The sequence below is a fragment of the Nocardioides sp. L-11A genome (assembly GCA_029961745.1).
Taxonomy (GTDB): Bacteria; Actinomycetota; Actinomycetes; order Propionibacteriales; family Nocardioidaceae; genus Nocardioides.
Genome location: CP124680.1, coordinates 2,211,419 through 2,230,813 on the forward strand (window position 1 = coordinate 2,211,419; position 19,395 = coordinate 2,230,813).

15 protein-coding genes are annotated in these 19,395 nt (G+C 66.9%); 1 reads left to right on the top strand and 14 read right to left on the bottom strand.

The features are described 5' to 3' along the window. Positions 1-41: 41 nt before the first annotated feature. From QJ852_10535 to QJ852_10570, 8 genes are all read right to left on the bottom strand, one after another. On the bottom strand, positions 42-491 hold the full coding sequence (locus tag QJ852_10535; protein ID WGX98865.1) for a hypothetical protein: 450 nt from the start codon (positions 489-491) through the stop codon (positions 42-44). Next, on the bottom strand, positions 488-1,297 hold the full coding sequence (locus tag QJ852_10540; protein ID WGX98866.1) for a helix-turn-helix domain-containing protein: 810 nt from the start codon (positions 1,295-1,297) through the stop codon (positions 488-490). The genes QJ852_10535 and QJ852_10540 overlap by 4 nt, the downstream gene beginning before the upstream one ends. Further along, a complete protein-coding gene (locus tag QJ852_10545; protein WGX98867.1) occupies positions 1,297-2,250 on the bottom strand; it encodes a bifunctional DNA primase/polymerase in 954 nt (317 codons plus the stop codon). Before QJ852_10545 ends, QJ852_10540 begins: the two co-directional genes overlap by 1 nt. Further along, the gene (locus QJ852_10550) at positions 2,250-3,371 is read right to left on the bottom strand and encodes an ArdC-like ssDNA-binding domain-containing protein (GenBank protein WGX98868.1); all 1,122 of its coding nucleotides are present in this window, start codon (positions 3,369-3,371) and stop codon (positions 2,250-2,252) included. The genes QJ852_10545 and QJ852_10550 overlap by 1 nt, the downstream gene beginning before the upstream one ends. Before the next feature lie 243 nt (positions 3,372-3,614). Continuing rightward, positions 3,615-4,442 carry an AraC family transcriptional regulator gene (locus QJ852_10555; GenBank protein WGX98869.1) on the bottom strand — a complete coding sequence of 276 codons (828 nt, stop codon included), beginning with the start codon at positions 4,440-4,442 and terminating at the stop codon, positions 3,615-3,617. A 221-nt stretch (positions 4,443-4,663) separates the two neighbouring features. Continuing rightward, on the bottom strand, positions 4,664-4,861 hold the full coding sequence (gene rpmF / locus QJ852_10560) for a 50S ribosomal protein L32 (GenBank protein ID WGX98870.1): 198 nt from the start codon (positions 4,859-4,861) through the stop codon (positions 4,664-4,666). Positions 4,862-4,940: 79 nt separating this feature from the next. Next, on the bottom strand, positions 4,941-6,125 hold the full coding sequence (locus QJ852_10565) for a radical SAM protein (GenBank protein ID WGX98871.1): 1,185 nt from the start codon (positions 6,123-6,125) through the stop codon (positions 4,941-4,943). Positions 6,126-6,557: 432 nt separating this feature from the next. Then, complete coding sequence (locus QJ852_10570; protein ID WGX98872.1) at positions 6,558-7,730, bottom strand: MFS transporter; 1,173 nt, start codon at positions 7,728-7,730, stop codon at positions 6,558-6,560. Positions 7,731-9,440: 1,710 nt separating this feature from the next. On the opposite strand from QJ852_10570, the gene mobF reads away from it, so the two are divergent. Then, positions 9,441-12,992, top strand: coding sequence for a MobF family relaxase (gene mobF, locus QJ852_10575; GenBank protein WGX98873.1), 3,552 nt, complete (start codon positions 9,441-9,443; stop codon positions 12,990-12,992). A 57-nt stretch (positions 12,993-13,049) separates the two neighbouring features. Here the strand turns inward: mobF and QJ852_10580 are convergent, their stop codons facing one another. From QJ852_10580 to QJ852_10605, 6 genes are all read right to left on the bottom strand, one after another. Further along, a complete protein-coding gene (locus tag QJ852_10580) occupies positions 13,050-14,552 on the bottom strand; it encodes a hypothetical protein (GenBank protein WGX98874.1) in 1,503 nt (500 codons plus the stop codon). Between the two features lie 109 nt (positions 14,553-14,661). After that, a complete protein-coding gene (locus QJ852_10585) occupies positions 14,662-15,966 on the bottom strand; it encodes an SAVED domain-containing protein (protein ID WGX98875.1) in 1,305 nt (434 codons plus the stop codon). Continuing rightward, the gene (locus QJ852_10590) at positions 15,963-16,493 is read right to left on the bottom strand and encodes a Mov34/MPN/PAD-1 family protein (protein WGX98876.1); all 531 of its coding nucleotides are present in this window, start codon (positions 16,491-16,493) and stop codon (positions 15,963-15,965) included. Before QJ852_10590 ends, QJ852_10585 begins: the two co-directional genes overlap by 4 nt. A gap of 23 nt (positions 16,494-16,516) precedes the next feature. Beyond that, positions 16,517-17,815, bottom strand: coding sequence for a ThiF family adenylyltransferase (locus QJ852_10595; GenBank protein ID WGX98877.1), 1,299 nt, complete (start codon positions 17,813-17,815; stop codon positions 16,517-16,519). Next, the gene (locus tag QJ852_10600; protein WGX98878.1) at positions 17,802-18,416 is read right to left on the bottom strand and encodes a hypothetical protein; all 615 of its coding nucleotides are present in this window, start codon (positions 18,414-18,416) and stop codon (positions 17,802-17,804) included. The genes QJ852_10595 and QJ852_10600 overlap by 14 nt, the downstream gene beginning before the upstream one ends. Next, positions 18,413-19,378: a nucleotidyltransferase domain-containing protein gene (locus tag QJ852_10605; protein ID WGX98879.1), complete on the bottom strand. Its 966-nt coding sequence runs from the start codon at positions 19,376-19,378 to the stop codon at positions 18,413-18,415. The genes QJ852_10600 and QJ852_10605 overlap by 4 nt, the downstream gene beginning before the upstream one ends. Between the last annotated feature and the right edge of the window lie 17 nt (positions 19,379-19,395).

Here is a 19,395-nt window from a genome sequence, read left to right on the forward strand (position 1 = left end):
GATGGCGAGGGCGACGTGATGGTGGGGGTGCGCATCTGTGGTCACCCCAGCCCGATCCCCGAACGGCTCACCCACGACTGGTGCCGGCTGCCGCGGCCGAACTCCGAGACATCGGGCAGCCGCCGCGCCCGCTCACTGACGGCCTGCGCGGCCTTGCCGAGACCGCGGCCGCTGGCACGGGTGACGTGGCCGGTGAGCTGGCGGGTGCGGCGGGCGAGTTCGACCTCGAAGTCGATACCCCGCCCCGCGACCGTCGCGGACTGCCGGGCGAGCAGATCGGCGGGCCGCACCCACTCCACACCCCGCGCCCGCCGCGCGCTATCCGCGATCGTGGCCTTGCCGGGACGGTTGCGGTGGGCGACCTTGGCGGCCTGCACCGCCTCCGGCGTCCCCGTCCTCTCCGGGGCTTTCGGGACCGAGTTGTCCTTGGTCGGCTCGGGTGCGTTCTGCCGGCGCTCGTGCTGGTGGCGGGCAGGGTCTGTGGTGTTCATGGGGTCTTCGCCTCCTCGACGGTCTGCTTGTCGGGAAGGTGCGCGGGCGTGAACCAGCGGCCCACGGTGGACGGGTGCACGCCGAGTTCGCGGGCGATGCGCTTGTTCGACCACCCCTGCTCACGCAACCTCGCGGCGCGCTCACGCCGATCCGAGCTTGTGGCGCCGGCCCGCGGGCGTGGGGCGACCCTCCGCGGTGACGGTGGCTCATCTGAGGCGCTGTCCCCACCTGCGGTGCTCTCCGCCGGCGCTGGCGGCGCCGGGAACAGACTCGGTTCCGGCACTTCGACGGGCACGGACGGCCGCCTCGGATGCTCCACCGGCGCGACCCGGTCACGGTCGACTACGCCCATGTCGGGGTCGGTCGCGGTTGGGAGGGGGCGGGTAAGGATGACGGTCAGGTGGGTGATCGCCAGCAGGACCACCGGTGGCACCGCCGCCACACTCGCGGCGAGCACGCCGGGCACATCGGCATCGGCGGCGACCACGGCGTGGATCGCGTTGGCGGTCACCGACACCGCAGCGCCGCCGATAAGCAGCACCCACGGATACCAGGCCGATTTGTGGCCGGCGAGGGCGACGACGGCGACCGTGGCGACAACGATGATGCCGTCGACGATCAGAGGCCACGCCCACGACTGCCCGGCCCCAATCCCGGACCTGGCGGCGAGGTCAGCCAGCGCGGTGAAGGACAGCCAGAAGGCGCCGGCGGCGATGAACACCGTCCCCGACACCGCCGTCACCACCGCCCACCGACGCCCCGCAGTCCTGCTCGCGACCCTGCTGCTGATGATTGGGGTGGTCATCACAGCCCTCGCACCCTCGACGACATCGGCGGGCGGGTGCTGGTGTCGCGGTCGAACCAGCCGTCCGCGGCCACCGGCGGCTCACGCCGCCCCGGCGACGAGGTTCCGCGCCGGGCAGGCTCGGCGCGGACGGTCCGGTAGGCGGAGCGGACCGTGGCGGTGATCTCGCGCTCAGCGAGCCCGGCGTGACCAGCGGCCGCGGTGAGCACGTCGAGCGCATCCGACGCAGGCAGCCCGTTCTCCGCGAGCCGGCACGCCGCCCAGAACAGAACCCGGTTCCGCTCACCCTCGCCACGGGCAGCGACCCACGCCGCCAGCCGTGACACATCGACATCCCGACCCATACCGACAGACGCGGGCCGGGGTGTGGGACGGGGGTCGAGGAAGTCCCGCAACCGTCCCGCATCCAACAGGCTCGCGGGGCCGGCGTTGACCTCCTCGACCTGATAGCCGACCGTGGTGCCCTCGATGGAGCGGGCCGAGGGCGGGACGATGATGTAGCCGCCGTCGCCTCGGAAGTCGATCCCCGCACGTGCCGCCTGCCAGGACCGCTGCTCCGTGCCCGGTGTGGCCGGGTAGTAGGCGTGCATCCCGCCGGTGGGTGTGCGCACCAACAGCTCCCACCCCTCCACCAGACCGGCGCGGACGGCGCGGTCGAAACTGGCGCGCCCATCGACGGGGCCGTGCACGTCCACGTCCACGACGACCGCGCCCGAGGCGGCCCCGGTCGGGACACCGATGTTCGCCCCCGGCGACTGCCGCCACCACGCCTCGACCTGATCCAGGTCCGTGGTGGCGTCGTGGAACCCGTGCTCGGTGGCCGGACGCTTCCCCCACGGTGTGCAGGGGAAGACCGGCACCCCCGCTACTGCGAACTCTCGTGCGGCGGCCGACAGCGGCCACGCCGCGTGCATCCGAAGCAATACCGAGGAGACGACTCCGTGCTCGGCCATCACAGCCCCCGCCCCACGACCGCCGGCACCGGTACGGGTCTGGCGGCCGGTTCAAGCGACGGAGTCGCCTGCCGCGGCGATGCCGGCTCCGCTGTCGGCGACGCTTGCGCTTGTGCGGGTGCCTTGCGCTGGGCGGCGTCCCGGTCCAAGCCTGGCGGGGTGCCGTCATCGAGCTGGGGCGTGTCGAGCTGGTCCAGGATCGCCAGAGCGGTCTTGCGGACCCGCTCCCCGGTGGCCTTGACCACTTCCACCGGCTCTTTCCCGTCGACGCGGGCCGCCCAGGTGGAGACGTACGGGATCGTGTACCCGGAGGTGTCCAACCCGTGAGCGGCGCCGACCATCAGGGCCACGGACTCGGCTTCGACCTCGCCGATGCCGCGATGCTGACGGGCCTCGTCGGCGTCGGGTCCGTGCAGGAGGACGTGTCCGAGTTCGTGGGCGAGGGTCTTGACCTGCGCGGCGGGGTCCATGTTCTCGCGCACCGCCACGGTGTTCGCGGTGTAGTCGGTCATCCCGTTCGCACCGTGGATCATCCCCTCGTGCGGCACCCGCACCACCGAGAAACCCGCCGTCTCGACCTGCGCGGCCAGGCCGTCCCACAGCCCAGCCGGGGCCTGGCCCTCCAGCAGCTTCGGCGCGGGCGGTTCGGGGATCGGGTCGCCGGCGGTCTGCGAGGCGTCCCACACGTAAGCCGGACGGACGCCGACCATCTTGGAACGTACGACCTCACCGGCACGGGGCTTCTCGCCCTTGCTCAGGCGCCGCCACGACTCCGCATCGGCCGGGGTGGCGGTGGCGAAGCGGCCGGTGACCGGGGCGAGAATCTGATACCCCGGCTGACCCTTCTGCACCTGCCGACCGAGACCCTGCCACTGTCGGTAACCGGCCACATACGACGGGAACGGCTCCGGTACGTGACCGGACTCGAACGCCGCCTGGTGCTGCTCCCAGATCAGCAGGGTGTTGGAGAATGATCTGGTCCTGAACCGAGCCGCGAACGCGAGCGCCCGCGCCCAGTCCTCACCGGAGACGAGCTGTTCGACTGCGCCGGTCAGGCGCTCGTGCAGCTCGTCGAGCTTCGCCTCCCGCGCGGCTTTGGCTTGCTCCCGTGTCGTGGCCATCGTCGTGTCCTCCCGATACCCTGAGCACCGGGCCGAACTGGGCCTCGGTGACCATCAGGTGCGCCGAGATCACCAGCAAGACGAGACGGACAACGGACGATGTGACCGTCAGGTGTGTGGTGAACCCGACGAGTCCGTACCGGACTATCAGCCCCTCAGCAGTCCCGGGCGCCGAGGCCGGCGATGATGCGGATACCTGTATCGGCGTTGCGGCGATCTGTATCGCCGCCGCCCTGGCCCTGCTCAGGCGGCAGTCTTCTGTCGGCTCAGTTCCCGGTAGCGCGTCGGGGTGACACCCACGGCTTGGCGGAACATCCGAGCAGCGTGACCTCGGCTGTACCAGCCGACACGTCGCATCGCCTCCTCGATCGGCAGGTCGGTCTCACGCAACAACCGAGCGAGCTGCTCCGCGCGGACGGTCACCAGGTAGGTCATCGGTGTCTTGCCGTAGGCATGGACGAAGACCCGGCCGAGCTGTGAGGGCGATAGATGCACAGCATCGGCGATGCTCTGGAGCGTCCATCGCTCAGCGGGCTCACGACGCAAGAGTTCGATGGCCTGTCGCGCTTCAACTCGCAACGGCGCGAACTCACGATGGCGCGGAGGACTCGGATGCACTGCCCGGCGCTGCGTCACTGATCGACGTACCGCGGTCGTCTTCACGTAGGGCGTGATCACATCGACGACTGCGAACAACAGCGCTTGCATCCGGTAGAACCGCTCCGGTGTGGGCCCGTCCAGGCTCAGAGCCACCAGCTCGTCGAGCCAGGGCATGAGCATCCCGGCACGATCCTCACCGAGGTGGAGCACTTGCGCGGGCTCGGAGTACAGCTCCTCGGCAAAGTCTTGGGCGTGCAGCCGGTCGGCGAGGAACGCAGCGTGCTGCCAGAACACCTGATCGATCACATAGTCACGGTCCAAGTAGAGGGTCGTGACCGTGATCGACCCCTCGGGCTCGCTCCCACACAGCGTGTTCGCCCCGAGCGCCACGACGTCACCGACCGTGACCGGCTTCTCGCCGAACTCGCTCAGCAGAATCGCCGAACCGTTGCGGACGAAGATGAGTCTCACGCAGTCATAGGCGACCGGCGCAGTTGGGGTGTGGATTGTGCGGCTGCGCGCGAGGATTGGATGGAAGTCGTGCCGCGATGCCGGTTGTTGTCGAGTTGGTGCTCGCGTTTTGGAGGGCATGATGCCGGACCCGGTCCGAGGCCGTGGGAGACTCGGCCTGGACGTGACGCGGCGACGACCCCGTCGTCTTGGTGGGGCCGTCGCCGCGATCTGTGGGGTGGTCAGCGCTGCATCGTCTGCGGCGTCAGGACCTGACGGCCCCGATATTGGCCGCAGTTAGAGCACGCCCGGTGTGGCAGCGTGGGCTTTCCGCACGCAGGGTTGGGGCAGGTCGTGGTCTGCGGCGGGGTTGCCTTCCACTGCGAGCGGCGTGATCTGGTGCGCGAGCGTGACTTCCGCCGGAATCCCGATGATGCCATGGCGGTTCTCCTTTCAAATACGTTGATGTGGGCGTGGGAACGAGCCCGCATACCGGCGGGTCTCTGCCGACCAGTGGCATCACGGTGTGTCACCTCCCGTCGCTGCTGTGCGTGGGGTCGGTGGGGTGTGTGGAGCGTCGCGGGCGTTGAGATAGTCGGCGTGGAGTTGCCCGCACGCGGCGTCGATGCCCGTGCCGAACTGCTGACGCCGGCTGACCGCCACGCCGGCCGACCTCAGACGCGCGACGAACTCTTGGACGGTCCGGGTAGCTGGACGCCGGTACGGTGCGGTCACGCCTGCGGCTTCGTTGTAGGCGATGACGCTGATCTTGAAAAGGTCCGGTCGTGATCGGTGCTTCACCAGGCGCGCGAGGTGTTCTGCGTGTTCGGCGCTGTCGTTGACGCCATCGATCAGCAGATAGGCCAAGAACACACGTCGGCGGGTCGCAGCCACGTGGCGGTCCAGGATGTCCACGCTGGCTTCGAGCGGGAATCGCTTCTGTAACGGGATCAGGACGGAGCGCTGGTCCGGGAACGGTGAATGGACCGAGAGAGTGATGGTGACGTGCGGGTGCTGGGCGACTAGTTGGGCCAATCGTGGCGCGAACCCGACCGTGGACACTGTGATCCGTCGCGGGGACCAGCCGCCGACCTGCGGGTCGGTCAGCATGTCCAGTGCCGTGAAGATGCGGGGATTGGCGAGGGGTTCGCCCATGCCCATGAAGGCGATGCTCTTCACGGGAAACGCACGGTCGCGCTGCCAAGGGGCGTAGAGCGCCTGCGCCAGGATCTCCTCGGCGTCCAGGTTCCTGACGAGCCCGACCGCGCCGGTGGCGCAGAACGTGCAGGCCAGGCCGCAACCGGACTGCGAGGACAGGCAGATCGATGACCAGCCGTCGCGGAAGCGTGAGCGCACTGCCTCGAAATAGCCGGGCTTGTCGCCGGAGAAGAGGACCTTCTCTACGGATGTGTCTTCGCCGCTGCTCACTACCGTCGCGGGCAGGATCATCGGTCCTAGCCGTGCTTCGAGGTCGTCGCGTACGAGCCGTGGAAGGTGGCGGGCGTCGCCGAAGCGTGCGGTCCGGCCTGCGCGGAGGCCTTGGAGCAGCGCGGTGAACTGATAATCGGGCTGACCATGCTCATCGAGCACGCGGCGAATGCGCTCTAGATGGCTGTTGGGCGGAGGAATCGGCAGTGCCGGGCTTCCCGGTCGCCGTGCAGGGATGCCGGCAGCGAGATTGGTGGGATAGCTGGGAGTGACCACGAGGGAGAACCTTCCGGGTAGTGAGGTAGATCGCGCGGTGGACGCGATCGACTCAGCGGAAGGACAAAGCAGCGTGGCAGCAGCCGATGAAATTCAGTTCAAGAGCGGAATTGGACCACGGGAAGAGCGTCCAGAATGTTCCGTCGAACTGGCACGATGTGCCTGCGGAAGACCCGTTCGCGCCGAAGACGTGGCGGTCAGCGAGGTCTAGCCACCGAATCCTTCCGGTGGCTAGGCTCTGTCTGCGATCGGGGTCGACATGACGTCCACGTTAGCACGCGACGCCCGGCCGGTGCTACCGCATAGGTGCTTGCCGCCCGCGGACACGCGTCGTCCACGACAGCGACGAGCTGGCCCCGGCGGTGGGTCCGAGCCTTGTCAGACCCACCGCCGGATGCACATTTCAGGTCGGGCCGCAACCAGCGTGTCCGCTCAGGCCACGGGTACTGTCGTCCGCGGCCGATCTGCACGGGCGCGTCTCGTGGCCCACCCGAGGCCGACGGTGCCAAGCACCAGGAGCGCGCTGACCGCGAGCGGACCGCGCACGCCGACCAGCTCGATCGCCACCCCGCCGGCGATCGGCCCGATGACCGCGCCGAGGTTCATCGCGACCGTGGCGAAGGAGCCGCTCATGGACGGCGCCTCGCCCGCGGTTGCCATGATCCGACCGATCAGCGTGCTGCCCAGCGCGAAGGAGAGCGCCCCGAGGAGCAGCGCCAGCACCCACACCACCGGCTGGCTATCGACCATCACCGTCAGCAGCGCCCAGCCGAGCACCAGCAGCGGTCCGGTCACCAGGATCACCTCGCGCCAGCTCCGGTCCGCGAGCCGACCCGCCGCGGTCACACCGCAGAACGCGCCGAGACCGAACACCCCCAGCAACAGAGGCACCAGGGTTTCGCTGACCCCGGCTCGTGTGCCGGCGATGACGGCGAGGTAGGTGAAGGAGCAGAACGTGGCCGCGTTGACCAGGACCCCCATGACGATGTTCAGCTGGACCGGCCGCAGCCGCAACGTCCGCAACTCACCGGTCAGAGACCGTCGTGCGACAGCGTGGTCCGTCTGCACGGCACGTGTCGGGGTGGCGATGAGCACCGCGATCAGCGCGGGCACCGAGACGAGGGCGATCGCCCACAAGGTGGCCCGCCAGCCGAGGGCGTTCCCGACGAACGCTCCCGCCGGGACACCGGCGATCAGGGCCAGCGTTGTGCCGCCGAGGATGACCGCCAGTGCGCGGGCGCGGGAGTGAGCCGGGACGAGGTGCGTAACCGTGGACAGGGCGACCGCGAGGAAGCCCGCGTTCGCCAGCGCCGCCACGACCCGGGTGGCGAACAGGAGCCCGAAGCTCTCCGCCGCGGCGCCGACGACGTGCGCGAGGATGAACAGGGCAAGGAACCCGCTCATGGTCCAGCGAGGCGAGAGCCCACGACCGACCGCGGCCATGACAGGTGCTCCCAGCGCCATGCCGACCGCGAAGGCTGAGGTCAGCAGACCGGCCTGCGCGAGCGAGATATCGAGGTCGCCGGCGATGCCGTGCAGCAGACCGGCCAGGACGAACTCAGAGGTGCCCTGCGCGAACACGGCGAGGGCAAGGATGTACAACACAATGGGCATGAAAATGCCTTCCGAAGCAAGAGATGACGAAAGTGAACGACGCGGTCGGCACCGCAGGCGCTTCGTATGCGTGAGGATTCACAAAGACAGCGCCGCCCGACAGGGCGTGCGCTGGGAATCAGGAAGGAACTACAGCATCTCGGGCTACCGGCGGACCGATAGCCCCACTCTGCTTGCTTCGGGAGAACTCACGAAGCAAGCGTACCAGGCCACAGACGGCGGATTTTGCATCGCAACCAATCGCCAACCTCTGTGCGGGCGGCTACCTACCGGTGGTGACGGCCGACTGGCAGCACCGTTCGCCAGGAGTGTCACCTGCTAGAGGTGAGCGCCGCCGCTGCCTGCAACGGCAGCACTCCATTGCCGAGCGCCGCGATCTGCTGATTCGGGGCGAGCCTGTGTCCAGAGTCGGTGACCCAGCCTGCGGGGAGGCCCATGAGCCACTCCGCGAACTCCGATGCTGGCCGTGGTCCAATGTCGTCGTTCAGGAGGACTGGTGCCGGGGCTGTTCGGCCGGTGATGTGTTCCCATCGGGCGATGGCGTCGGCGTAGCGTCCCCATTGTCGAAGCTGTGCTCGATCAGCGACCACAGCGTCTCTGACTCGTCGTTCTTGTTCGGTAAGCCATCGGGTCCGTGCAGAGCCAGGTCGATGACCTGGTGTGACAGCGCGATCGTGCCCCGTCTGGCACGCACCCGGTCCAGGGCCTCCCCACCGCGGGAGGAGTCCGGGGCCAACGGAGTGCGGAACAGGGTCTTGGGGATGGGCGAGGATGAAGATGCGAAACCGGTGGTGAGAAGCGCCGACAAGCGAAGCCGGTAGGCCGACCCATCGTGCGTCTCGCCGCAGGTCGACCAGATCGCCGAGAACGGCGCCAAGAGCCCTCAGAGGTCGGGTTGCATCGTCTCCCAGATGCCGCGGGTCGGGTTCCAGATAGCGAAGGGTTGCGGCCGCATCCTGCTCGGGGGTTGCGTTACCAGAGTTGCGTTGTTCATGGTCGGTGCCTTCCGAGGTGATGCGCTGGGCTGGGGTGGACAGCAACCCGCGGACGTTCTCGATCACCACGAGCCGGGGTTGCAATGCCTCGATCGCGGCGGCCATGTGGGACCGGAGCCCAGCGGCCGCGCCAGGAGTGAGACCGGCGCGCTTGCCGACCGTCGATACGGACTGGCAGGGGAACCCGCCGCAGAGGATGTCCACCGGCTTGACCGCATGCCAGTCGATGGTGGTGATGTCCCCGAGGTTCGGAGGCTCGGGCCAGTGGTCGGCGAAGACGCGGGCGACGGGTTCATTGAGTTCCGAGAACCAGACGGTCTCGGCGTTGAAGACGTGCTCGACGGCGAGGTCGAGCCCGCCGTGCCCGGAGAACAGCGACCGACCCGCAGACGATGCCCATCAGAAGGGTTGTGGTCGTGCATGTGGGCTCCGGCAGCTCGGTGACCCCGGACCCGAACCCCTCACGGAGCCCTTCGCCGGGCTGATCACCTGGCAGGTGCACGACTCCGCTCAACCGCCGCCGACGCCTCGCTGACGACACGACAAGGCACGCCCACTCCCGGCCGTCGGGCCGAGACCGATCCGCCTCGCGTTCCGCCCGTCGTCGGAGCTGCCACGCGTCTTGCAGGTCGAGGTTTGTCAACCAAAGTTGACGGCGCGTTCGCGCGGTCAACGCCCGCTCACCTGATCGTCGAAAGGCGGTGGCATGGTGACGGTCTCGATGCGCGTGATGTCGGCGGGCGATGGCTACAAGTACCTGCTGCGCACGATCGCGGCCGTGGACGGCGACCGCGAGTTGTCCACGCCTTTGACGAGGTATTACGTGGAGGCGGGTACACCGCCGGGCCAGTGGCTCGGGTCCGGCGTCGTCTCACTCGGCAAGGGGCAGCTCGCGGTTGGTGATCGGGTTTCGGAGGCCCAGCTCCAGCTCTTGATGGGCATGGGCCGTGACCCGATCACCGGCGACTCACTCGGGCACGCGTTCCCCGCCTACAAGTCCGTGCCGGAACGAATCGAGGCCCGGATCGCCGATCTCGACCCGGGCCTGAGTCCGGGTGCGAAGGGTGAGGCGGTCGCGCGGATCGAGGCTGAGGAGACCGAGCGCGGCAGACGGCGCGCGGTGGCCGGGTTCGACTTCACCTTCTCGGTCCCGAAGTCCGCCTCGGTGTTGTGGGCGGTCGCCGACGCGGGGACGAAGGCGCTCATCGGTGAGGCGCATCATGCGGCGGTTGCGGAGGTGGTTGCGTTCATGGAGCGCGAGGTCGCAGCCACCCGCTCGGGTGCAACCGCCGGTAACGGTGCTGTTGCGCAGGTCGACGTCACGGGGTTGGTGGCGACGGCGTTCGATCACTTCGACTCGCGCGCCGGCGACCCGCACTTGCACACTCACGTCGTCATCTCCAACAAGGTGCAGACCGCGTTCGACGGCAAGTCGCGGAGCTTGGATGGTCGGCCGATGCATGCTGCCGTGGTCGCCCTGTCGGAGCTGCACGAGGCGGTGTTCGCCGACCACATGACCCGCACCTTCGGCGTCGAATGGGAAGCCCGCGACATGGGGCGAGACCGCAACCCGGCGTGGGCAGTCAGCACCGTCCCGGAGGAGCTGGTCCAGGAGTTTTCCACCCGTTCCCGGCACATCGACGCCGAGAAGAACAGACTCATCGCCGAGTACGTCGCCAAGTACGGCCGCCAACCCTCCACAGCCACGATCATCAAGCTCCGCGCCCAAGCTACCCTCGCCACGCGCCCGGAGAAGAAGGTGCGGTCGCTGGCCGACCTGACTGCCGAGTGGCGCACCCGCGCCACCGGCGTGCTCGGCCACGACGCCGCCGGATGGGCACGCACGATCACCGACAACGACAAGACGCTGCTGCTGCGAGCCGATGACGTGCCACTGGATGCGATCGTCGACCTCGGTCAGTCGGTGGTCGAGGTGGTGGGTGAGAAGCGCTCCACGTGGCGCAGGTGGAACCTGATGGCCGAGGCGTCCCGGCAGACGATGGGTTGGCGCTTCGCCACCATGCAAGACCGCGAAGCAATCGTCGGCATGATCGCCGAGGCCGCCGAACAGGCATCGTTGCGGCTGACGCCGCCCGACCTCGCCACGAGCCCCGCCGCCTTCTGGCGGGTGGACGGCACGAGCGTGTTCCGGCCCAAGCACTCCACCGTGTTCTCCTCCGAGCTACTGCTGGCCGCCGAGGACCGGCTACTCGACCGCTCCCGCACCACGACCGGCCCGACGGTGCCGCTGGCGACGGTCGAGAAGATCACCGCTCGTCCCGATGCGGAGGGTCGGATGCTTGGCGAGGACCAGGCCGACGCTCTCATGAAGATCGCGGTCTCCGGCCGTGTCCTCGATGTGCTGGTCGGACCGGCCGGGGCCGGCAAGACGACGGCAATGTCCGCGCTGCGCCGGGCATGGGAGAAGGCGCACGGCGCCGGGTCCGTGGTCGGGCTCGCACCGTCCGCGGTGGCCGCGCAGGTCCTCGCCGAGGACCTCGGGATCGCGACGGAGAACACCGCGAAGTGGTGGCAGAACCACCTCGTCCACGGCGAGGACTTCCAGGCGGGTCAGCTCGTCATCATCGACGAAGCCTCCCTTGCCGGCACCCTCTCGTTGGATCGCATCGCGCACCTGGCCGAACGAGCCGGGGCGAAGGTGCTGCTGGTGGGCGACTTCGCCCAGCTCCAGTCCGTGGACGCCGGCGGCGCCTTCGGGCTCCTCGTGGGTGACCGAGACCATGCACCCGAGCTGGTCGACGTGCACCGGTTCACCAACGAGTGGGAGAAGACCGCCTCCCTCGCCCTGCGCCACGGCCGCACCGAGGTGATCGACACCTACCTCGACCACGACCGCATCCACGACGGCGACGCCGAGGCGATGACCGACGCCTCCTACACCGCATGGCGCGCCGACCGAAACCAAGGCTTGGTGTCGGTGCTGGTGGCCGAGACCCGCGACGACGTGAGCGCCCTCAACCAGCGCGCACGTGCCGATCTGATTCTCGACGGCACGTTGAAGCCCGGCCGGGAGGTAGAACTCACAGACGGGACCGCTGCTGGGGTCGGGGACACGATCATCACCCGCCGCAACGACCGACGCCTCCGCAACGGGAAGACCTGGGTGCGCAACGGAGACACCTGGACCATCACCGGCGTTCGCGACGACGGCTCGATCACGATCCGCAAGACCGGCCGCCGGTTCGGCGGCTCCATCGTCCTCCCCACCGCCTACGTGGCCGATCACGTCGATCTGGGTTACGCGGTCACCGCTCACAGGGCGCAAGGGGTCACCGTCGACACCTCACACGCCCTGGTCGAGCCCACAACCACGCGGGAGAACTTCTACGTCGCGATGACCCGCGGCAAGCACGCCAACCACGCCTACGTGATCCTCGACCGGCCCGACGAGCACGCCCACCCGCATCCGGGCGACAACCCCGACGCCACTGGCCGGTCCGTCCTCTACGGAGTCCTGCAACACGTCGGCGCCGAGCTGTCCGCGCACGAGACCATCACCGCCGAACACGAGCATTGGGGCTCGATCGCCCAGCTCGCCGCCGAGTACGAGACCATCGCCGCCGCAGCCCAACGAGACCGCTGGGCCACCCTCATCCGCGACTCCGGGCTCACCGCCGAACAGGCCGACGCCGCGATCGAGTCGGAGGCGTTCGGGGCACTCACCGCCGAACTGCGCCGCGCCGAAGCCAACCATCACGACCTCGACCGGCTGTTCCCGCGGCTGGTCGCCGCGCGCGGGTTCGCCGATGCTGACGACATCGCCTCAGTCCTGCACTACCGGGTCGCGCGCGCCACCGCACGCCCGGCCGGCTCGGGCCGCACCCGCAAGATGCCACGGCTGATCGTCGGACTGCTCCCGTCCGCGGACGGGCCAATGACCCGCGACATGCGTCACGCCCTTGATGAGCGGCGCCTGATGATCGAAGCTCGCGCTGATGCCGTGCTCGACACCGCACGCGAGACGGGCGAGTCGTGGGTGCAGCATCTTGGCGAGCCGCTCCGCGATCAGCGCCAGGCCGCTGCGTGGCGACGTTACGGGCGCGCCGTCGCGGCCTACCGCGACAGGTACGGCGTCACGGATGACCGACCGTTGGGGCCGCCGCCGCAGTCCACGGCGCAGAGCATCGACGCCGCCCGTGCACGAGCTGCTCTCGATCGAGTACGTGGTTTCATCAACCAAGCGACCGATGTACCGCAGCATTCACCGGGACGCGAGGATGTCGAGCGCTCGTTGTAAGTGTGGCGCGATTCGGCACTTCCGAAGCTCGCAGTCGACTTGATCCGACTGTGAGGGTCAGCCGTTGCCGGACGGCGTCGCTGATGATTCTCCGTCGCCGCGTCCTTTGCCGGTCGGCCAAGGATACGCATTCCAAGCGCTCGACAGGATCGGATTCTCGGTATCAGCCTTCTTACCGATGTCACGCAGGCTGACGACACCTCCTGCACTCTTCGCGATCTCTGCGAGGAGCAGCGGCTCAACGTCTTTGCCGTGCGTCACGAGCCACTCGACTTCACGCGCGCTCGCTGCGGCTACAGGAACATCTGGGAGCCTCCCGCCAGGGATGGCCGCAACGTCATGGTCGAGAAGGTAGGCGGCTCCGGTATAGAACGGCTCCGCCGTGACGATCAACCCCAACATGGGGCGGTCGGTTGGGATGTTCGTGAACGCTGAGTGATTGTCAGCGAGATGGCTGACCGTACGGGTCAACTGCCGCCGTGCGCCGCCTAGGGTCTCGCTGAGCGAGTTCATCAGCGTCGCATCGCCGGCCCGTGCTGCCGGGCCGAGGCGGCGAGACTTGACCTCAACCAAGATGACCAGATTGGGCAGGATCACAAACCAGTCAACGCTCTTATGACCGCCACCCTTGCCGAAGACAATCTCGGGTTCGACCTCCGCGTCCTCGATCAGTCTGAGTTGTCGACCAATGTAGTGCTCGAACAGACCTCCGAGATCATCCGCGAAAGCCTTGCCGTGCTTGGTCATCCCGGCGTAGTACAAGCCTCCCGGCGTGACCGTCCGCATGATCAGACGGGTCGCTGGGGCAACCGGCTCTCCGTCGCCCATGTCCACGAACGGCGTCGCCATCAACGGGTTGTAATCGAACCGGGCCGCTGTGGCTGTTCCGACCGAGTGGTCGTTGAAAGCAGTCCGAAACCCTGCGGGTGTCGTGGTAAGTCGAGAGGCGATCTTCTCTATGTTCGTCCGCGGATAGAGCTTGAGCACTTCAGTGAAGTTTGGCTGATCCAGCCAGCCAGGCTTGTATGCTCCACCGTTCTGGAAGGCACCCACTTGGAGGAAGAACGTCGCGCCCATCGCCTCGCGGAACGGAACTCCGTCGAGCATGTCCGCCAGCGAGTCCTCCGTGATCACTCGGGTCTCGACGTCGGGCAGGCCCTCGACCATCCAGGCGTGTGAGCGAGCAAGTTCCTCGAACATCGACTCCTGGTAGGGGAACTGCTCGTACGTGACCCGAGTCATCAGTCTGACGAGAAAGTCCGCGGACCCGACATCGGCATCGTCGATGTCCATCGCGATCTGGAACTTGTGCATCAGCTTCTGCAGCGCCGTCTCATCGACGGGCTTCGAGCGATACTCATTGCCGTATAGAAGCGAATCTCGCGCGGCCGCAGCCAATCCCCACGGCGGCATCCGATGTTTCACAGCATCTGAGTACGGCGGTTCGCCAAGCGCTGCCGAGGCCCGCGCGATCGCCGGGATCAGCTCGCTGGGTTTGAAGGTGCGGCACGCTTGAGTGAATGCCGAGTAGGGCAAGCCCGGGTCGCGCGAGAAGCTCACAGACGCCCGTGCCCTTCGGAACGCCGTTGTCTAAACCTCGAGCGAATCCTCCACGCGAGAGTGACGCTCAACATGGTGTTACGGGCGACCGCAAGGTCGGCTGGCGCAGTCAAGACGCGTCCGGGAGGAGCACGTCTTCGATGACACCTGAGCTTGCAGATGTACGTACGCGCAGGGTGGGCACGTACCTTGCGCGGTAGTCGTCACCGTCGATGGGGTCGGAGTCGTCCCATTCATGGACTACTACGCGCAAGGTGTTCGTCAATCGCCCAATGAGAAGCGCAAGTGGGAACGGGCACCGCAGCAGGAGATGCACCTCGGCGTTGGAGTTGTCGTTCGACAGGGCACGGATGTGCGCGGCGACATCAGCGGCGATCAGGCCTGCATCAGCGGGGTCGAGGAGTGTGCCGCTCGCACTTGTGATATGACGCCAGGCCGCGAGAATCGGCCTATGATCTTCGATATAGCGGGTGAAGGCGGTGTCGCTGCGTTGGGGCAGGAGATCGACATACACGGCTACGGAGGGGCGGCCGGTCGTGATTGCAGATGGATCGCCGCCTTGATCTGCGATTTGCACTTGCGGTTGCGTGATGAACCGCGCTTCGCCATCGCTCGCCCAGGTGGTGCCCTGTTGGTCGATCACGTCCATGTGTCCGATTCGAGACGAAGGTAAGCCCGCCCCGACCGCGAAGGCCACTGAGAGATGAGCCCCTCCAGCAACACGTAGGCGATGTGCCCCGGAACGGGTCACGGCATCGGGGAGGAGACCGATGGTGTGCTTGAGATCTCGGAGCCCATCGGCGCTCGGAAGCCGTTCGTGAGCGGAGGGCCTGAGCCGGATGTCCAGTTCGTCACCGGTTCGGTCATAGACCTGTGGGGTATTCCTGGTCTGGAGGCTCAGGTGGAACGTCTGGTCGGTTGCCTCGATTCGCTTGCGAAGAGACGCGATCCGGTGCCAGACCAAACCGCGGATCAATGCCAGCAGGCCATCGCGCTCGGCGGATTGCTGATCTACACCGCTCAAGGTGCCGGGACGAATCTCTAGGAGCCGGTCAGGAGCGTCGTAATCTGTTCCGCCGTCGTCTTTTTTCACCGAGTTGATGATGCCGAGTGCAAACACTTCGTGGTCGCGGTGTAGCTCAAGGAGTCGGGGTGCTTCCAGCGTCTTCACGACTCTGCTGTTCACCACGTCCGGTGTCGTCACGAGAACGCCGCCGGAGATGCCGGCCGCTATCGCTTGCTTGAGTCGGGCCTCGGTGTCGCCTGGCGGCAGATCGTCTCGGTCCCGCCAGACAGGGATGCCGGCGGCCCGGAGGAGCCAGGCGAGCTCCCCAGCAACACCAGTACCGTCTTTCTGGCGGTACGAGATGAAGACGGGGTCTGCCGGGTCAGGGGCGGCGGAATCGGATGTCATGGCGTCTCCTTGTGTTCTTCAGTTACGAAGGTGGCGTGCCTCACCGCGTCACTGGCGTGCGGGCTGTTTACAGCAGGCGCCGTAGGAAGCCTCTCGGGTACCACTGGCAAGATGCGGTCCCGTTCTACGAGCCAAATTGCAACAACCACTCGTGCCGATGAATCGAATCCAGCGATGATCGCGACGAACTTGTCGAACCCCAGTTCGGGGTCGTGCAGATGGCGCATGTAGGAGTGGAGATCAACCTCGCTCGGGGAGAGTCCTCCGCTCGGGTGGGTGTGCCATTCGCCAATCCACTGGCTACGGTCCTCCGACCAGGCGTAGTCCGCGAGACGCCGGGCATGGTCGAGGTCTCGCATGAAGGTGCGTTCGCCGCGGGTGGCGTTGGGTCCAGGTCCGCCGGCATGTCGGATGTCGATCCCTTCAGTCGCGTCCTTCCCGAGCAGGATGCCGCCAGTTTCGAGTCCATCGGCGGACCGCAACGCCTCGCGCGCGATCGCGCTGAGTGCGACGTCAGTGATCGTCACCGGAGGCAGCTCCCTTCGACCTGTCATCCTGGCGAGCAGGTCGGGCACGATGCACGGGGTCTGGGGATGGACGACCACTGAACATCGCCGGCTTGGCTGAGGTCGAAAGGGGCTGCGAGGTCACCTGCTGGTCGGAGACCGATGATGGCGTGTTCCCCGGGAACCTGCTGGGTGTGGTCACCGTGAAGCGACTCCAGCAGTGTCGCGATCGCTACTTTTGCGGCGAACGTGCCGACGTATCGGAGATCAGGTGGCACAGCCGTCATCGGCTGGTGGATGCGCCCGGTGCCGTAATCCAACTCCTGATCCGCCTCAGCGTCCATCGCTCCCTGATCTGCAAGCTGCTGCCGTAGACAGAGGAGACATCCGAACCGGGGTGTTGGTCGCAGCCTGATGACTTCTCCGATCGAGCCATTGTCGAGCACGCACGCCAAGATCGCCGGCTTCCGTGCGCGCCTGGAGAGGTGGCTGACGACACGCCTGGGAGCAATACCGTCTGCGGCACAGAGCACCAGATCGACGCGGTCGACGATGGGCCGGATGTAGTGGGCCTCGGCAACCACGTCGCGTCGGTGGGCAACCACTGTCTGTTGCGGCCAGTGCTGGGCGAGGTGATCTTTCATGGCCGCCACCTTGAACCGACCGACGCTTTCGGCGCCGAGAGTGTGGCGGAGCATGTTGTGCCAGAGGAATCGGTCCGGGTCGACAAGTTCCACATGTCCGAGTCCGTATCCTGCGAGCGCCTCTGCTGCGGCGCTCCCGATGCTGCCGCAGCCCACGACCATGATGCTGTTGGCGGCGAGCTGCTCGATCGGCCACTTGCCAGCCAACTGTGCCAGGCCAAGAACTTCTGGCTCGATCTCGATAGCGAGCGGTTCCACACCGCTGCGCCGGACAGCCCAGCCCGCAAACTCCGAGGCACCGGCCTCCACCAGCTCCGGTGGAAGATCGGAGTCGTGAGTGACGACCACGCCAAGGTTGTTGCCGGGGTCGGCAACGCCCGGCACCAGCTCCCTGAATTCTTTGAACCCTATGGAGATATCGGGGCGTCTGGACAAGAAGAGATGGTGAAGATGGGCGTCGTTCGGTGCCACCCTGATCCACTGAGCCGCATGGTGGGGGTCACCTGAACGAAGCGCGGCGTACTCGCGTGGGACTTCGGCTGGAAGACGGATGTCTTTGCCGGTTTCCACGGTCTGGACGACGTACATATCGTCCGCGGGAACGCGGCGGAGCACCAGCGATCCGCCCGACAGGTCGGAGCCTGCGATCTTGGTGACCGCGTCTCTGGGCATCACGATGTAGGGGTTACGAGGAGACATTTGTGTCTCCCGCCCCGGTCGGGTCCGGTGTTGGAGCTGCTCGCTGAATCGCTCGGTCAATCAGGTGGTCGTGCGAGGGGTCAGAGACGATGCCATTGACCGACATCTCATTGATGACTCCAGCCTTCATGAGGGCGTACTCGATCCGCCAGCCCGCCGCCTTCGCCAGAAGCTCGGTGAGGCTGGCCTCGGGCTGCCAGCCGCCATCGCTCTGGAGCAGACAGAGCGATCCTCCTGGAGCTACGTGCCATGCCGACTGTGTCTGTTCCCAGATCGACGGCTCCGGATCAAGGGAGTAGATGGTCGGCGGAACCATCGGGTGGGCCGCGGAGTAGATGACGAGCACTCGCAGTTCCTGGTCCCCAAGCAGCTCATCGAGAGCTTCGGGCTGTGGCCGCTCGAAAGGCCAGCGGGGGAGGACGCCGAGCCATCCGCCGTGCGGCAAGCCGTCGTCTGCTGGACTCTGGTATTCGAGCAACGGCGCGAACGCCTGGACCTCATTCTGATCGCGCGCCAATCGCACAGGTTCACGCTCAGTCCAGAGCACGGGGTTGAGCGCCGTGATGCCCGTGCCGCGATCCGGCACTGTTGCGTGAGTCATCCCTGCGGAGTGTCCTTCACCGGCCGGGGCGCAGCGGGCACGACCGCAGGCGCCGGGTTGCCAGTGGGGGCAGGAGGCTTCGGGAAGTCGTCCCCAAACACCTCACCCCAGTGCTTGATCGCAGCCGCAGTGTCATTGTTCGCCTGTGCCTGGAACGCCTTGATGGCGTTGTCTCGTGCGGACCGCAGAGCGTCGGCGAACTCGCCGTAGTCGATATCAGGCTGAATCGGTCCACAGAGCCCAGCAGGATCGGCGACTTCGTTCCCGCCCTCAATGTGGTAGCAGGCGCTCACGAAGAACTGCTTGATCGCAGCGGGCTGGTTGACGTCCGTCGGCAGGAAGTCGAGCGCGAGGACCTCCATGACGAGAGACTTGATCTTGGTGTCTTGCTCGGCAGCCCACCACTTGAGCATCCGAACAGTGCCAGCGAACTTGTTCCACTGTGCGTGCCTATCCGCGACCTCGGCGATTAGGAACTCGGGGTCGCAAGCGACCCAGTCTTCTGAGAGCGCTTCAGGAATGAGGAGCCGCCCATCGCGGCGAAGTGCTGGCATGGCATCAACCGTGAAAGCGTCAGGATCATCGGGGTCATCCAGGAAGCACTTGACGGCATGGTTGCGCCACCGGGCCAGTCGGACCGCCTGGTCGTGTGTGCCGTTAGTCGCTCCGAGCAAAGTGTTGACACGCTCGCGGGTGTGATCGAGAGCGTCCGCAGCGGAGCCTCCCAGTGATCCCCACTCAGGATGTTCGTCCTGATCGAAGACGACGATCACATCGACGTCATGGATCGGGTCCTTGTGTGTCCCTCGCGCGAGCGATCCGGACGCTAGGACTTCCTCCACATCGTCCTCGGTGCCGAAGGCGCCCTTGAAGAGATCGCGGCGAGCGCGCGCTTCGCGGACGTGTGTGATGTCAGCGTTCACGACGTTCTGAAAGGTCCTGAAGGCGTCCGTCACGCTCATAGTCGTTCTCCTGGTTG